At 38.0% G+C, this 15521-nt stretch carries 16 protein-coding genes; 8 read left to right on the top strand and 8 right to left on the bottom strand.

The window, feature by feature from the left end; all coding sequences use genetic code 11:
* Positions 1 to 6: 6 nt before the first annotated feature.
* From DM558_RS08860 to aceF, 5 genes are all read left to right on the top strand, one after another.
* Entirely contained in the window at positions 7 to 315 is a 309-nt protein-coding gene (locus tag DM558_RS08860; RefSeq protein ID WP_127163571.1) for a YcgL domain-containing protein, read from the top strand.
* Entirely contained in the window at positions 312 to 1250 is a 939-nt protein-coding gene (locus DM558_RS08855; RefSeq protein WP_127163569.1) for a D-2-hydroxyacid dehydrogenase, read from the top strand. Before DM558_RS08860 ends, DM558_RS08855 begins: the two co-directional genes overlap by 4 nt.
* Positions 1250 to 2179: a lipid A biosynthesis lauroyl acyltransferase gene (locus tag DM558_RS08850; protein ID WP_127163567.1), complete on the top strand. Its 930-nt coding sequence runs from the start codon at positions 1250 to 1252 to the stop codon at positions 2177 to 2179. Before DM558_RS08855 ends, DM558_RS08850 begins: the two co-directional genes overlap by 1 nt.
* A 233-nt stretch (positions 2180 to 2412) precedes the next feature.
* Positions 2413 to 5067: a pyruvate dehydrogenase (acetyl-transferring), homodimeric type gene (gene aceE / locus DM558_RS08845; RefSeq protein WP_127163565.1), complete on the top strand. Its 2655-nt coding sequence runs from the start codon at positions 2413 to 2415 to the stop codon at positions 5065 to 5067.
* A gap of 26 nt (positions 5068 to 5093) precedes the next feature.
* Positions 5094 to 7016, top strand: coding sequence for a dihydrolipoyllysine-residue acetyltransferase (gene aceF / locus DM558_RS08840; RefSeq protein ID WP_127163563.1), 1923 nt, complete (start codon positions 5094 to 5096; stop codon positions 7014 to 7016).
* Between the two features lie 67 nt (positions 7017 to 7083).
* On the opposite strand, the gene DM558_RS08835 is transcribed toward aceF, so the two are convergent.
* The gene (locus DM558_RS08835) at positions 7084 to 7287 is read right to left on the bottom strand and encodes a hypothetical protein (protein WP_127163561.1); all 204 of its coding nucleotides are present in this window, start codon (positions 7285 to 7287) and stop codon (positions 7084 to 7086) included.
* A gap of 252 nt (positions 7288 to 7539) precedes the next feature.
* On the opposite strand from DM558_RS08835, the gene panD reads away from it, so the two are divergent.
* From panD to msrA, 3 genes are all read left to right on the top strand, one after another.
* Complete coding sequence (panD, locus tag DM558_RS08830) at positions 7540 to 7989, top strand: aspartate 1-decarboxylase (RefSeq protein ID WP_127163559.1); 450 nt, start codon at positions 7540 to 7542, stop codon at positions 7987 to 7989.
* A 380-nt stretch (positions 7990 to 8369) separates the two neighbouring features.
* Positions 8370 to 8846 carry a multidrug/biocide efflux PACE transporter gene (locus DM558_RS08825; RefSeq protein WP_127163557.1) on the top strand — a complete coding sequence of 159 codons (477 nt, stop codon included), beginning with the start codon at positions 8370 to 8372 and terminating at the stop codon, positions 8844 to 8846.
* Between the two features lie 52 nt (positions 8847 to 8898).
* Entirely contained in the window at positions 8899 to 9456 is a 558-nt protein-coding gene (gene msrA / locus DM558_RS08820) for a peptide-methionine (S)-S-oxide reductase MsrA (protein WP_127163556.1), read from the top strand.
* A gap of 278 nt (positions 9457 to 9734) precedes the next feature.
* Here the strand turns inward: msrA and DM558_RS08815 are convergent, their stop codons facing one another.
* From DM558_RS08815 to DM558_RS08785, 7 genes are all read right to left on the bottom strand, one after another.
* The gene (locus tag DM558_RS08815; RefSeq protein WP_127163554.1) at positions 9735 to 10961 is read right to left on the bottom strand and encodes a hypothetical protein; all 1227 of its coding nucleotides are present in this window, start codon (positions 10959 to 10961) and stop codon (positions 9735 to 9737) included.
* Positions 10962 to 11070: 109 nt separating this feature from the next.
* A complete protein-coding gene (efp, locus tag DM558_RS08810; RefSeq protein WP_127163552.1) occupies positions 11071 to 11637 on the bottom strand; it encodes an elongation factor P in 567 nt (188 codons plus the stop codon).
* Positions 11638 to 11698: 61 nt separating this feature from the next.
* On the bottom strand, positions 11699 to 12844 hold the full coding sequence (earP, locus tag DM558_RS08805; RefSeq protein ID WP_127163550.1) for an elongation factor P maturation arginine rhamnosyltransferase EarP: 1146 nt from the start codon (positions 12842 to 12844) through the stop codon (positions 11699 to 11701).
* 1 nt (position 12845) lies between these two features.
* Entirely contained in the window at positions 12846 to 13538 is a 693-nt protein-coding gene (gene trmB, locus DM558_RS08800; protein ID WP_228411857.1) for a tRNA (guanosine(46)-N7)-methyltransferase TrmB, read from the bottom strand.
* Between the two features lie 404 nt (positions 13539 to 13942).
* Positions 13943 to 14734: a thiazole synthase gene (locus DM558_RS08795; protein WP_127163548.1), complete on the bottom strand. Its 792-nt coding sequence runs from the start codon at positions 14732 to 14734 to the stop codon at positions 13943 to 13945.
* A gap of 16 nt (positions 14735 to 14750) precedes the next feature.
* The gene (gene thiS, locus DM558_RS08790; RefSeq protein WP_177412507.1) at positions 14751 to 14951 is read right to left on the bottom strand and encodes a sulfur carrier protein ThiS; all 201 of its coding nucleotides are present in this window, start codon (positions 14949 to 14951) and stop codon (positions 14751 to 14753) included.
* Positions 14952 to 14960: 9 nt separating this feature from the next.
* Positions 14961 to 15350 carry a DUF423 domain-containing protein gene (locus DM558_RS08785; RefSeq protein ID WP_127163546.1) on the bottom strand — a complete coding sequence of 130 codons (390 nt, stop codon included), beginning with the start codon at positions 15348 to 15350 and terminating at the stop codon, positions 14961 to 14963.
* Between the last annotated feature and the right edge of the window lie 171 nt (positions 15351 to 15521).

The raw sequence follows: 15521 nt of genomic DNA, 5'->3' as shown, positions 1-15521 counted from the left end.
TTTATAATGACAAGTATAGAAAAGCGGATTTGTTCTATTTTTAAAAGTCCTCGCAAAAATGAAATGTATTTGTATGTTGACAAGAAGGAAGGGCTGGATCGTGTTCCAGAAGAGTTATTAAGTATTTTTGGGTCTCCAGTGCCTGTTTTTGACTTATTATTAACTGCTCAGCGTAAACTTGCTCGAGAAGATGTTGCTCAGGTATTAGCTAGTATAGAACAGCAGGGCTATCATCTACAAATGCCTCCACCTCCTGATGAGGAGGAGCTTATGAGTTTACCTGATGAACTATTGAGGTTTAATGATCCCGTATGAATAAATTATTGATTATCGACTACCATTATCCCGCTTATGTTGAACTAGCGAAAAAATACTATCCTAACTGTGAGGTATTCGCAGGAGATAATGTTGCAGCTATTAAAGATAAAGCCTCTGAGTGTGATATTTGGCTTGGAGCAGCAAATCTTTGTGCTGATTTGCTTAAACAAGGGGTTAGATCTCCTCGGTGGATTCAATCTATTTTAGCAGGTATTACGCCCTTATTAGCCAATGATTTGCCTAAAGATTATCAGCTAAGTCGTGCTGTAGGGGTATTTGATCAATTAATGGCAGAGTATGTGTTAACGTATATGCTAGCTCATGAGCGTACTGTCATTGCCCATTATGAAGCACAGAATAAACAGCAATGGTTACGTGGTGAGCCCGCTACACTACATGATAAAACAGTTCTAATTGTAGGTGCTGGTACGATAGGTACAGGTGTTGCTAAGTTTCTTAAACCATTTGGCGTGCATCTATTGGGTATTGCTCATAAAGCAAGAGCAATTGAACCATTTGATAAAGTAGGGGTGCAATCAGATTTAGCAACTTATGTGGCTGACGCTGATTATGTGATTAACTTATTACCTGATACTCCTGATACACATAATATCTATAATGCGAATATATTCAGTAAAATGAAACAAGGTGCTGTATTTATTAATGCTGGGCGTGGTGTTTCTATTGTAGATGATGATTTAATTGCAGCTTTAGCTAATAATAAACCTGCATTAGCTGTCTTAGATGTGTTTAGAACAGAACCGTTACCAACAGATCATCCTTTCTGGAAAGTACCTAATATTGTATTAACGGGGCATTCGGCAGCAATGGGGATTCCCTCCTTGATTTTTGATTTATTCCGTCATAACTTAACACATTTTGAAAAGCAAGAACCACTGATTGGGCAAGTTGATTTTAAGAAAGGGTATTAATGGCTAGAGCAGTTTTTAAAAAGAGTTTTTTTCAGCCTCGTTACTGGTCATTATGGCTAGCAATAGGAGTATTATGGTTATTGATTCAATTACCCTTTAAATGGTTAAAAAAATTAGGAGCGGCAATAGGCCGCTTCCTTTATTATTTTGCCAAGAGTCGCCGCAAGATTGCGTTACGTAATCTTGAGCTTTGTTTCCCTGAATTGACGGAGCAAGAATGTATCCTCATTGTGAAAAGAAATTTTGCTGCAATGGGGATTGCTTTTTTTGAGATGGCCATTAGTTGGTGGTGGCCTAAAAAGAAATTTGCCAAACTTGCTAAGAAAGTGGATGGTTTAGAACACTTGAAAAAAGCGCATGAAGCAGGCCAAGGTGTACTGCTTATGTCATTGCATTTTACAACATTAGAAATTGGTGCCGCGTTGTTAAGTACCATGTATCCAATGAATGGTATGTACCGTCAGCATAAAAATGCTTTTTTTGATTATATACAACGTGCAGGGCGAGAAACTTATAATTTAGAAGGAGAAGCCATTGAGCGCGATGATATTAAAACAATGCTAAAAGTCATGCGTTCAGGGGGAACTATTTGGTATGCCCCCGATCAAGATTATGGCGCAAAACAAAGTATTTTTGTGCCTTTGTTTGGTATCTCTGCAGCTACTGTCACAGCAACCAGTAAGTTTGCCCGTTTGGGTAAGGCAAAAGTGATCCCTTTTGTACAAAAACCGCTAGAAGATGGCAGTGGTTACCACCTAGTCATCTATCCACCACTTGATGACTTTCCCAGTGAATCTGAAGAAAAAGATTGTTTACGAATTAATCAATGGGTTGAGCAATGTGTGAAAGAACAGCTTGATCAATATTTATGGGCTCATCGCCGGTTTAAAACTAGACCCGCTGGTGAAACATCGTTATACAAAAAATGAGGTGATCTGAAGAGAAATAAAGATAATTTACGATTTAGGGAATAGGAAGTTATTAAGGATATAGTATAATATATACGCTTAAATGACGATTTTTTCAGATAACACTAAGGTCTGTAAAATAAGTCAAATAACAAGAATTTATTAAATGACAATTAACTATAAGCAACTCACAAAAAGGTTGCCGATTTCACGGCTTTTAAAAGAAGCTTTACTTATAGAGACTGGAGCAAGCTATGCAAGATCTTGATCCCATAGAAACAAAAGAATGGGTTGATTCCCTAGAGTCAGTAGTTAAAAATGAGGGCGAAGATCGCGCTCAGTATATCATGGGCGAAATGGGTGTTTGGGCAGCGCGCAATGGTGTAAAACTACCTTACGCAATCAATACCCCCTATTGCAATACAATCCCTGTTTCAGAAGAACCTGTTATGCCAGGTGATATGTTTATGGAACGCCGTATTCGCTCATTGGTTCGTTGGAACGCGATGGCAATGGTGGTACGTGCTAACCGTAAGGACCCAGATTTGGGCGGACATATCGGTAGCTTTGCTTCCAGTGCAACGCTCTATGATGTAGGGTTTAACTACTTTTTTAAAGGGCCTAATGAAGAACACGGTGGCGATCTTGTATTCTTCCAAGGACATACTGCTCCAGGTATTTATGCGCGTGCTTTCTTAGAAGGCCGTATTTCTGAAGAGCAATTAAATAATTTCCGTCAAGAAGTGGGTGGCAAAGGTCTTTCTTCCTATCCACATCCATGGCTTATGCCAGACTTTTGGCAGTTCCCAACGGTTTCTATGGGATTAGGTCCTATCCAAGCCATTTACCAAGCTCGTTTTATGAAATATTTAGAGCACCGTGGTTTCATTACGCCAGGCCAACAAAAAGTTTGGTGCTTTATTGGTGACGGTGAAACTGATGAACCAGAAACTTTAGGTGCTATTTCATTAGCGGGTCGTGAAAAACTAGATAATTTGATTTTTGTTATTAACTGTAACTTACAGCGTTTAGATGGCCCTGTACGTGGTAATGGCAAAATTATTCAAGAACTTGAAGGTGTCTTCCGTGGTGCTAACTGGAACGTTAACAAAGTTATTTGGGGACGTCTATGGGATCCACTATTTGCAAAAGATAAAGATGGTTTATTGCAACGCCGTATGGAAGAAGTAGTGGACGGTGATTACCAAAACTACAAATCTAAAGATGGTGCGTTTGTACGTAAACACTTCTTCGGTGCATATCCTGAGTTATCAGAGATGGTTAAGGATATGACAGATGATGAGATTTGGGCATTAAACCGTGGTGGTCATGATCCGTTTAAAGTTTATGCTGCTTATCATCAAGCTGTAAATCATACAGGTCAGCCTAGTGTTATCTTAGCAAAAACTATTAAAGGTTACGGTATCTTAGGTACTGCGGGTCAAAATACAGCCCATAATGATAAGAAGTTGACGGATGCGGTGATTCAAAACTTCCGTGACAAGTTTGATGTACCTGTTCCTGATAAAGATTTACCGAATATTCCATTCTTCCGTCCAGAAGAAACAAGCCCTGAAATCAAATATATTCGCGCACGTCGTGCTGAGTTGGGTGGTTATGTACCTAGTCGTCGTACGAAGAGCTTTAGCATTCCTACGCCATCACTTGATACATTAAAAGCGATTTTAGATGGTTCAGGTGACCGTGAAATTTCAACCACCATGTCATTTGTGCGTATTTTAGCGCATTTAGTGAAAGATAAAGACCTTGGTAGCCGTATTGTTCCTATCGTACCTGATGAAGCGCGTACCTTTGGTATGGAAGGTATGTTCCGTCAACTAGGTATTTATTCTTCTGTTGGTCAGCTTTATGAGCCAGTAGATAAAGACCAAGTGATGTTCTACCGTGAAGACAAAAAAGGTCAAATACTTGAAGAAGGTATTAACGAAGCGGGTGCAATGTCTTCTTGGATTGCTGCTGGTACATCATACAGTACCCATAACCAGCCTATGCTTCCTTTCTATGTGTTCTACTCTATGTTTGGTTTCCAACGTATTGGTGACCTTGCTTGGGCGGCAGGTGATAGCCGTGCGCATGGTTTCTTAATCGGTGGTACGTCTGGTCGTACAACGTTAAATGGTGAAGGTTTACAGCATGAAGATGGTCATAGCCATATTTTAGCGGGTACTATTCCTAACTGTCGTAGTTATGATCCTACCTATGCTTATGAGCTTGCTGTGATTATTCGTCATGGTATTAAAGAAATGATGGAAGAGGGCAAGAGCCTATATTATTACATCACTGTACTTAATGAGAATTATCAACAACCTTCATTGCCAAAAACTAAGGGTATTGATGAAGCCATTATTAAAGGTATGTACTTATTAGAGTCAGATAAGTCAAAATCTAAACAACGTGTGCAATTAATGGGTTCAGGTTCTATCTTAAGAGAAGTGAATGCCGCGGCTGAAATCTTACGCAAAGATTACAAAGTGGCTGCTGATGTGTGGAGTGTTCCAAGCTTTAATGAACTACGCCGTGATGGTTTAGATGTTGAGCGTTGGAATCGTTTACATCCAACAGCTAAACCAAGAAAGGCTTATGTGACAGAGTGCTTAGAAAAGACACAAGGTCCTGTTATTGCTTCAACAGACTACATCAAGTTATTGGCTGATCAAATACGCCAATGGGTTCCTAATGATCAATACAAAGTGTTAGGAACGGATGGTTTTGGTCGCAGTGATAGCCGTGCTAACTTACGTAACTTCTTCGAAGTAGACCGTCATTGGATCGTTGTCTCTGCTTTAGAAGCGTTAGTGGAACGTGGAGAGATTAAACCAAGTGTTGTGGCTGATGCCATTAAGAAATTTGGTATTGATCCAGACAAAACAAATCCACTTGACTGCTAGTAGTTGCGGAATAGGAGAATAAAGAAATGAGTGAAACTATTCACGTCCCCAATATTGGTGGTGAAGGTGAAGTTATTGAGATACTTGTTAAGGTTGGCGATCGTATTGAAGCTGACCAAAGTATCGTAACGCTTGAATCAGCTAAAGCCAGTATGGAAGTACCCTGCTCAAAAGCAGGGACTGTTAAAAAGATACTCTTTAAAATGGGGGATACCTTAAAAGAAGGTGATCCTATGATTGAGCTAGAAGCTGAAGGTGCTACTGCTGCACCAAAAGAAGCTCCAGCACCTGCTAAGGAGGCCCCTAAAGCAGAAGCTAAGTCAGCGCCTAAAGCTGCTGCTCAAACCTCTGCCGGTACTCCTAGTGTTGAACAAATAAATGTTCCTAACATTGGCGGTGAAGGTCAAGTGATCGAAATACTCGTAAGAGTAGGACAACGCGTTGAGGCTGATCAAAGCATTGTAACACTTGAGTCAGCTAAGGCCAGTATGGAAGTACCTACGCCAAAAGCAGGTGTGATCAAAAAGCTACTCTTTAAGATGGGTGACTCATTAAAAGATGGTGATCCAATGCTTGAGCTTGAGGTTGATGGTGATTCAGCCGCTGTAGAAGCTGCACCTATCACTTTCTCAGATGTGGCTGTTGTTGATCAAGATGGTTCACAAGCCCCTGCTCCTGAAGTTAGAGGCGGAGTAGAGCAAATCAATGTGCCAAACATTGGTGGCGAAGGTCAAGTGATCGAAATTCTTGTGAATGTAGGTGATCGTGTTGAGGCTGACCAAAGTATTGTAACGCTGGAATCAGCTAAAGCAAGTATGGAAGTACCTACGCCTAAAGCAGGTATTGTTAAAAAGCTTTTATTTAAAATGGGTGATTCGTTAAAAGATGGCGACCCAATGCTTGAGTTAGAAGTGATAGGAAGTGTGGCCTCAGTGCCTGCACCTACTAAACAAGCTGCTCAATCAACGCCATCTGCTGCCCCATCAGCACCAGCAAAAGCACAGGTTGTAGACAGTACTCCAACTGCTGCGACAGCCGGTAGTAATGCTAAGGTGCATGCTGGTCCTGCTGTACGTATGATAGCACGTGATTTTGGTGTTGATCTTGGATTAGTAAAAGCGACAGGCCCACGTGGACGTATCCTTAAAGAAGACGTACAAAACTTTGTTAAGCAAGAGTTGCAGAAACCTAAAGCAGCTGCTTCTGGTGGCTCGGGTATTCCACCAATCCCAGAGGTTGACTTTAGCCGTTTTGGTGCTGTTGAAGAAGTACCATTAACACGTTTAATGCAAATTGCAGCAGTAAATTTACACCGCAGTTGGGTGAACTTACCTCATGTGACACAGTTTGATCAGTCTGATATTACTGATCTTGAAGAGTTCCGTGTGGCTCAAAAAGCATTGGGTGAGAAGAAAGGGGTTAAGCTAACTTTATTACCTTTCTTAATTAAAGCGTGTGCACATCTGTTATTAGAAATGCCTGACTTTAATAGCTCTCTTGCACCAAGTGGTAAAGCAGTTATTCGCAAAAAATATGTACATATTGGCTTTGCTGTAGATACGCCTGATGGGTTGTTAGTGCCTGTTATTCGTGATGCGGATAAAAAGAGTCTATTTGACTTAGCTAAAGAAGCATCAGAGCTTGCAGCTAAAGCACGCGACAAAAAGTTAAAACCTGATGAAATGCAGGGGGCTTGCTTTACTATTTCTAGCCTTGGGCATATTGGTGGTACTGGCTTTACACCGATTGTTAATGCGCCTGAAGTAGCTATTTTAGGGGTTAACAAAGCCTCAATGCAACCTGTTTGGGATGGTAAAGCATTCCAGCCTCGTTTGATGTTACCGTTATCATTATCTTATGATCACCGTGTCATCAATGGTGCGGCAGGTGCACGTTTTACAAAACGTCTTGCTGACATTTTGGGTGATATTCGTTCAATGTTATTGTAAGCGTTATTTGTCTATAAAAAACCCTCTATTAAGAGGGTTTTTTGTACTTCGCTATTTTGGCTTACAGTCAGTCTGACCTATTGAGTGCTGTTTCTAATGCACTAAAGGTACATTGATAACGTTTACCTGCTTTAGTGGTGGCATCGTATTTAATATCTGTAGCTGAGTCTTGTTTATTAGAGATAGTGAACTCATGCTCACCTAAGCTAAGAGCATTTGCAGTGGCTTTACAGAGTGTTCCCTCTGAAGTCGTGCTGCATGCTGTTAACAAAAAAAGTAGAGAATACAGCGAGTATTGTTTTCATATTTATCTTTAATATATGTTGAGATATTTTAAAATAGTCAAATTAAAACAATATGTTATAGTTTTTTATGTGATGGTTGTAGTATTGAAAAATAACTGAAAATAGATAAATGTATAAAATTGGAGAAGATACTGGAGATGGATAAAACTATCGGCTAAATGGAAAACAGCAGGTATAATAGTATTTTATTAAACCCTTAAATTATAAAAGGTTCATCTGTGCAAGAGTCTACCCGCTTATTTATGTACGGCAAAATACACCGTTGCCGAGTAACCGAAGCTAATTTGGATTATATGGGTTCTATCACAATAGATCCTTTATTGTTAGATGCAACAGGAATTCTACCCTATACTCAAGTTGATGTGGTTAATATTACCAATGGAGCACGGCTACAAACATATGTTATTCCAGGTAATATAGGTGCTGGCGAAATCTGCCTTAATGGGGCAGCAGCTCATCTGTTTAGTAAAAATGACCTTGCCATCATTATGGCGTATGAGCAATGCCCCATTAGTCAGCTTGTAGGACGCGCTTCTAAGGCAGTGATGGTTGATCATAATAATCAAATTATTGAAGTTATTACTTATCAAACTCCGAGTTTAACCCAGCTTGCCAATGGGGAAGTACCAAGCCGAGCTCATGAGCCTTATGGTATTAAAATAAAATAAATATAGGTATCTATCTAGCTTGTTAGAAGAGTGATGGGCTAGTTTGTTAATAAGATTATGGCTTTGAGTTTCATTGAGTTAACTTTAAATACATTTTCAGTAGTCATTATTTTAGTGTTTTCTTAACGCTATGAGTAAATTAAATTCTATGGTAAGGATAAACTTTTTTTGCTTTAGATTAAGACTTCAAATTTTCAAAAATTATGTGAATTACTGATCTCGCTATTTGTATGGACCTCCATTTATTTGTTTGATTTTCAATGATGATTTCTTTAACTGTGATATAGTTCTATTATTTTACAATAGAGTCCAATGAGTATTGTTATTGTATTAAAACATAACGATAGTATTCGACTTTATAAAATAGAAAGGTTGTTAGTATGGTACGTTCAATCATTTATGATCCCACTGACAGGAGTATTAAGGAGAGAATATTTCATGCGTTGATGTTCGAGATTCTGGCAATTTTGATTACAGCACCAATGGCTGCTTTGCTAATGGGGCAGTCAGTAAGTCAAATGGGAGTATTAACCATTATGTTTGCTGTTATTGCGCTACTCTGTAATATGATTTTTAATTTTCTATTTGATTTGGCACAGCGCCGTATGGGATTTAAGCGTACAATTAAAGTACGTATATTACATACCATATTATTTGAATTTAGTTTTGTTGCTATTTCAGTACCGTTAGCGGCCTGGTGGTTATCCATGGGGCTATTAGAGGCTTTTATTCTAGATTTTGGATTAACGGTGTTTTTTTTAATTTATACCTTTGTATTTAACTATGTTTATGACAAATTACGTGAGCAATTATTCATTAAAAAAATGGCTAGACAAGGTGTACAAGTAAAACTTTAATAATGTCTGTTACTATTATTCAACTTGATGTACTTAATTTGGATTAACTTTTATGTTATGTAAACAATTAACTGATGATGTTTTGAAAAAATTGCCAGCGCATTTAACGTCTGTGATCTTGGGTATGGGCTGTTTTTGGGGCGTTGAACGGCTGTTATGGCAGCAAAAGGGTGTATGGGGAACGGCGGTAGGGTATGCTGGGGGGGATGTTGATAACCCAACTTATCAGCAAGTATGTTCAGGTGATACAGGGCATGCTGAGGTGGTATTAGTCGTTTATGATCCAATGATGATCGATTTTAATGATTTATTAACACTTTTCTGGGAAAATCATGATCCTACACAAGGCATGCGCCAAGGCAATGACGTGGGTAGCCAATATCGTTCAGTCATTTATTGTACTTGCGATGAGCAATTACAAGCTTCTTTATTAAGTAAGCAGCAATACCAACAACAATTGACTTTAAAAGGCTATACAGCGATTACTACAGAGATTAAGTTTGCACCTGTGTTTTATTTTGCTGAAGCATATCATCAGCGTTATTTAGACAAAAATCCAAATGGTTATTGTGGTCTCAAAGGGACAGGGGTTAATTGTGTTCATCAATAGGTTATTTTGTCACGATAAAGTAACATGAGTGTGACAAAAAGTAACAAGTTAGTAATAGACTTATTTTATATTTTTAGCAATTTATTGATATGGTTGTATTTTTTAAGTTTGGCATGGTTAATGCTTATATATAGGTACAATAAGAAAAATAACTGAGTGCTATTTAGCAAGTACTAGCTGATAGAATAAAAATAATAAATAGGCAGTTAAATAATAAAATAAGAATAATAATATAAGATAAAAAGGGGGCCTAGGCCCCTTTTATTATGTTTCTGAAGTTATAGATAATAATGCGTTAAAGTTTTAAAATCTTCCTCTCCAAGTATCTCAATCATCTTATCTGTAAAAGCTTTTGGTAATTCAATTTGTTTGCTGCTTGGGTCAATGGTTATCAAGGGGATAAAGTTGTCTAGGTTTTGATTTTTTTTATGAAGTAGTAAGTCGAGCTCATTCCAAAAGGAAGCTCCCTTGAGATAGAATAATTTATAAAATGCCCAACTTCCTGTTTGTTTATATCGCTGATCCATCGCATATAAGCCGAGTTGATAATTAGGATCGATATTTTTGTATTTTCCCCACAGTTTTAATGCTTTGGTATTGACCTTTCCGTTTGTTAACGCTTTGTAAGAGTAATAGTCAGCCAAACCTTCACAAGCCCATCTTGGGTATTTATTGCAAGGGGTTATAATATGTACGTATTCATGTAAAAAAATACCTATGAAATTTTTTTCCCAGTTATCCATCAGTTGGCCATTTTTTACATAGTAGTTAATTAAAAAAGCATCATCAGCTGCTGTTCCTCCAGCATCTTTAAAGTCCCCATCATTTTTTGCTATCATCACTACTCTAATAGGGTTAGGGTTTGAGTAGTTAAATAATTTATTCAGGTATTCTAAATGAGGAACCATCTTATTTAACAATGCTTGTTTATCAATAGATTCTGCAAGCTTATCTGTGAAAAAATTAAATTTTAAATTATTGGCATAAGTGGTAGTTGGTGTTTTACCCCATATTAAAAAAAGTTCACCATTGATTGGTTTGTCTTCAGGCAAGGGTACACAATTTTTAGGATTAATGCATACCAAGGCATTTGGGTAGTTTTCAAACCGAGGAAAATTATTACTTTCTTTTAATAGCCATTGGTTATTGTTAAAGTAGTATTCTCCTCTACTTCTACCTCCTAATCCCTCCATGGGTTCTCTAAAAAAAGGAATCTCCCAGGAAATCAGACGACAAGTTTCTGGTCTATTATAAATAATTGCACGTCCATCATCAGCACAAAAAACAGTTTTACGCGGTCTGTTATCACCAATCCAAAATCTAGATGGGGTTAATATAAATTTACCGAGATGTTGTGTAACGACATCTATGCGCATTGTAAGCGAAGTGGAGTAATAAGTTTTGAGCTGATAGACAATAGGATAGTTCTGTGCATTAATGTTTAAGCAACTAAGATAAATAGCTAAGAAAAATAGTAAGCGGAGAATTTTTTTTTCTGTAATCACTTTATTCAATACTACAATGGTTTAAATGAATATCCTTGCGTAGCTACAATTAAGCTTTTGTCTAAGTAGCTTCCCTACTTAGACAAATCGCTAAAAGTTTAAGTGGAAATTAAACTTTAGCGCGGGCTTTGTATTCATTAGTACGTGTATCGATTTCGATATAGTCACCAATGTCACAAAACTCAGAAACTTTTAGTTCATAGCCTGTATTTAAACGTGCCACTTTCATTACTTTACCTGATGTATCGCCGCGTACTGCTGGTTCAGTGTAAGAAATTTGACGAACGATAGTTGTAGGCAACTCAATAGAGATAACACGGCCATCATAAAACACAGCTTCGCAAACATCTTGCATACCATCTTCAATGAAGTACACCGCATCACCAAGATCATCTTTTTCCACTTCGTATTGATTGAATTCATTATCCATAAATACAAAGTTTGGGTCAGCAAGATAGGAGTAAGTAACTTCTTTGCGTTCTAAAATAATAGGCTCTAATTTGTCATCAGCTTTGTAAACTGTTTCAGTAACAGCACCTGTTAAAACATTTTTTAATTTCATTTTAACAACAGCCGAGTTACGACCTGATTTGTTAAATTCAGCTTTTTGCACCACCCATGGGGCATTGTTGATGTTGATGACTTGTCCTGCGCGGAATTCTTGAGCTGTTTTCATTAATGTATCCGTTAATTATCCGATGAGTCTTTAAATAATATTTTATAGCTGCCTATAATAGCTAATTTTTATAAAGTTTGGCTAGTTTTGTTATCAAATCTGTAACAGTTTTTTGTTTTTCGGTCCATTTTTTTGCTTGTTCTTTAATTATTGAGATTTGTTCGCAATAAGCTAGCCAGCTTTCTGCTAAGTTTTCTTGATTATTCCATGCAAACCACCAGTTTTTAATGATTAATTGCACTGAGCTAGGTAGGCCATCTAAATAATGTTCAAGAAAGGCTTCTAGTTTCATGAGGTGGGTCTTTTCTCGTTGTGGATAAATGTGCCATAACATGGGTTTACCTGCATATTGAGCTCTAATAAACGAGTCTTCACCGCGAATAATATTATAGTCTGTACACCAAAGAAGTTTGTCGAAGTCAACTTGAGTGATAAAAGGAATAATTTGTAGTGTTAAGTTCTTGAGTTGTACTGTATAGTCAGGTATTAAAGTATTAACATCAATGTGGAGGTAGTCGGCTAAGTTTTTTAATAAAGGAGTTTGTGGAATAAGTAGCTGATAGGCATGTTCACCATGCTTGAGGGTATCTAGCCACTCACCAATAGCTTGATTAGCATAGCTAAAAATAAACAATAAAAAACTATTTGGTTTTTTAGTGACATGCAATTGGCTTAAAAACTGCTGCTGGGCTATGGGGTCATTTTGAAAAGTTATTGCTTGCTCAATAATAGCGTGTTCTCTGATAAGTCCGCCTGTTTCAGGTAAACCTGGGAAAAAGAAATATTTTTTTAAATTAAGTGACTGTAAAGAGGGTATAGCGTGAAAATCAACGGACCACCTCTCATAGGTTAAATACTCAAGATTCACCCAAAGAATAGTTTTATTTGCTTGTGACATGGCTTGAATATAGTCATCAGGGAGGTTGCATGCAAAACTTTCAATAACAATATCAGCAGGAGAAACTGGTTGCCAATGGGCTTGCCAATGATAAATGAATATATTCTCTACTAGTTGTTTGTTAAGATTAGTATTCACATGGGGGCATATTTCTTTAAATGCTTTAAGATCATCTACCCATAATCGAACATACTGTTGTTGTTCATTGGCGAGTTGCCTTGCTAAGCGCCAACAAACACCAATATCCCCATAGTTATCAATCACTTTACAAAAGACATCCCATTGGGTATGGGGAGGGAACTTTACCATGTTAGCTTATTCGCTGAAATTTTAAGTCCCATACGCCATGGCCTAAACGCTCACCTCGTGCTTCAAATTTAGTTATTGGTCTCTCTAATGGGCGAGGTACATAGGTATTGTCTTGTGCGAGGTTGCTATACCCTTCAGCTTGTTGCATCACTTCTAACATATGTTCTGCGTAAGGTTGCCAATCGGTAGCCATATGGAAGATACCACCCAGTTTTAATTTACGGCGGATGAGTGCAGCAAATTCAGGCTGTACGATTCGACGCTTATGATGACGTGCTTTGTGCCAAGGATCTGGGAAGAAGAGTAATAGGCGATCAAGGCTATTATCAGCAATGCTATTATTTAAAACTTCAATGGCATCACAGTTAAAAACACGTACATTCGTCACTTGTTTTTCTTGTAGTAGTGTAATTAGTGCACCAACTCCGGGTTTATGCACTTCAATACCAATAAAGTCTTGTTCTGGTGCTTGCTCAGCCATGGTGCATAGTGATTGCCCCATGCCAAAGCCAATCTCTAAGGTAACAGGGGCATTGCGTTTAAAAATGGCACTGTAGTCTAATAAACCTTGTTGTAACTCAAGCCCATACTGCGGCCAGCCTGTTTCAATGGCTTGTTTTTGCCCATGTGTCATGCGGCCTGCGCGAATAACGAAACTTTTTATGGTGCGTAGTGGAATATTTTTTTCTGTCATAACTAAGCTAATTTGCGTATATTGAATAGTAATAGGCATGTATTTAAGGTTAAGCGACATATTCTATCATTAAGCGTGGATAAGCGCATATAATTAGGCGATTAAGTAATATTTATTTCAATTTTTCAATGGATTGACAGCTAATATGAAAAGACCTCATAAAGATAGGCTGATAGAAGAGTATCTTAAGACATTGGATAGGAAAGTCATAAAGCTAGGGGTTATATTCAATGCGATTATCATTTTTTAAGTAGTTTAGTTTTCTAATTGGTATTATGTTGTTAAGTTATTTATATGAAATTTTTCCACCTTTATCAAGTTTTGTGAGAAAGGCTGAGAGTAATATGATAAAATAGTTAGAAAAAGCCCCTCATTATTCATGGAATAATGAGGGGCTAAAGGATTTACTTAATTAAACCATCTAAAGGTGAGGAGGCTGTTGCATAGAGTTTACGTGGCATACGGCCCGCTAAATAAGCTTTGCGTCCAGCAATAATAGCATGCTTCATTGCTTCAGCCATTAGAACAGGTTGCTTGGCATGGGCTATGGCACTGTTCATGAGTACTGCCTCACAGCCGAGCTCCATTGCTATGGTTGCATCAGACGCAGTGCCAACACCTGCATCAACAAGCACAGGTACTTTGGCTTCTTCTAAAATAATTTGTAGGTTATAGGGGTTACAAATCCCCATGCCACTACCGATAAGCCCGGCAAGAGGCATGACAGCAATACAACCGATTTCTTCAAGCTGGCGTGCGATAATGGGGTCATCACTGGTATAAACCATTACATCAAAGTTTTCTTTAACGAGTATCTCTGCTGCTTTTAGCGTTTCTATCACATTGGGGAAAAGCGTTTTTTGATCAGCTAATACTTCTAATTTGACTAAGTTATGTCCGTCTAGCAACTCACGCGCTAAGCGGCAGGTTCTCACTGCTTCAGTGGCATCGAAGCAACCAGCAGTATTAGGCAATATGGTGTATTTGCTCGGTGGGATGATATCTAATAAGTTCGGCTCGTTAGGGTTTTGTCCTATATTAGTACGGCGTACAGCAAGTGTAACAATTTCTGCCCCTGAGGCTTCAATGGCCGCTTGTGTCTCTTTAAAATCTTTATATTTACCTGTCCCTACCAGTAATCGCGATTGGTAAGTTTTGCCCGCAAGAGTTAGAGGTGTATCTGTAATTGTTGACATGTGCACTCCTTTTTTATTAGCCGCCACCGATGGCGTGTACAATTTCTAATTGGTCATTTTCTTGTAACGTGATTTGACTATATTGGCTGCGTGGGGCAATTTCTTGGTTGAGTTCAATAGCAATACGTTTCCCCGTTAGCCCTAGTTGTTCAATAAGCTCGGTAAGGGTTGTCGGTGCAGTCAGTACATGAGGTTTTTCATTAATATAAATGTTCATTGTAATCTATTACTCCATACGAGGTTGTTTTATGGGTAATTTCCAAGCAGCAATCAATAGTAATAGCCAACCAAATATAAATGCAAAGCCACCAATGGGAGCTGTTTTATAATTCGGTAATCCAAAGTAAGTTATGGAGTAGAGTGTTCCACAGAAAAATAGGATACCAATAACAAAAAGCCAACCCGCAGTTTTAATGAGACGGCTAGTAAAGAGATGGCAAAGTATAGCAACTGCTAATAAGGCGATGGCATGGTACATTTGGTATTGTACGCCGAGTTTAAACGTTAAAATTTGTTCAGCAGATAAGATAGATTTTAAACCATGTGAAGCATATGAACCTAAAATAACGGATGAACAACCAAACAAACCTGATAGTGCTAAGAATATACGTACCATTAGTGGCCTCATTTTTTTAAGTATAGTGATAGTGTATCAAAGTTTGAGTATTATAAGAGAATTTCTCTTTTATTGGTCGGTGTGAGTTAATTTTTTATTAGTTATTTATCTTTATTAGGCTTAATGTATAAAAATCAGAAGGGCTTTTTTATATCATAAATTATAGATAGC

Origin of the sequence: Entomomonas moraniae (genome assembly GCF_003991975.1) — a bacterium.
GTDB classification, from domain to species: Bacteria; Pseudomonadota; Gammaproteobacteria; order Pseudomonadales; family Pseudomonadaceae; genus Entomomonas; species Entomomonas moraniae.
The sequence above is the reverse complement of the archived record's forward strand: the minus strand, read 5'-3'. Positions and strand labels throughout refer to the sequence as shown.

Excerpts from the sequence above, each read along its gene's own strand:
- DM558_RS08785 (WP_127163546.1), bottom strand. The coding sequence starts at position 15,350 with ATGGTACGTATATTCTTAGCACTATCAGGTTTGTTTGGTTGTTCATCC.
- efp (WP_127163552.1), bottom strand. The coding sequence starts at position 11,637 with ATGAAAACAGCTCAAGAATTCCGCGCAGGACAAGTCATCAACATCAAC.
- DM558_RS08795 (WP_127163548.1), bottom strand. The coding sequence starts at position 14,734 with ATGTCAACAATTACAGATACACCTCTAACTCTTGCGGGCAAAACTTAC.
- trmB (WP_228411857.1), bottom strand. The coding sequence starts at position 13,538 with ATGACAGAAAAAAATATTCCACTACGCACCATAAAAAGTTTCGTTATT.
- msrA (WP_127163556.1), top strand. The coding sequence starts at position 8,899 with ATGTTATGTAAACAATTAACTGATGATGTTTTGAAAAAATTGCCAGCG.
- aceF (WP_127163563.1), top strand. The coding sequence starts at position 5,094 with ATGAGTGAAACTATTCACGTCCCCAATATTGGTGGTGAAGGTGAAGTT.
- DM558_RS08855 (WP_127163569.1), top strand. The coding sequence starts at position 312 with ATGAATAAATTATTGATTATCGACTACCATTATCCCGCTTATGTTGAA.
- DM558_RS08860 (WP_127163571.1), top strand. The coding sequence starts at position 7 with ATGACAAGTATAGAAAAGCGGATTTGTTCTATTTTTAAAAGTCCTCGC.
- earP (WP_127163550.1), bottom strand. The coding sequence starts at position 12,844 with ATGGTAAAGTTCCCTCCCCATACCCAATGGGATGTCTTTTGTAAAGTG.
- thiS (WP_177412507.1), bottom strand. The coding sequence starts at position 14,951 with ATGAACATTTATATTAATGAAAAACCTCATGTACTGACTGCACCGACA.
- DM558_RS08850 (WP_127163567.1), top strand. The coding sequence starts at position 1,250 with ATGGCTAGAGCAGTTTTTAAAAAGAGTTTTTTTCAGCCTCGTTACTGG.
- aceE (WP_127163565.1), top strand. The coding sequence starts at position 2,413 with ATGCAAGATCTTGATCCCATAGAAACAAAAGAATGGGTTGATTCCCTA.
- DM558_RS08825 (WP_127163557.1), top strand. The coding sequence starts at position 8,370 with ATGGTACGTTCAATCATTTATGATCCCACTGACAGGAGTATTAAGGAG.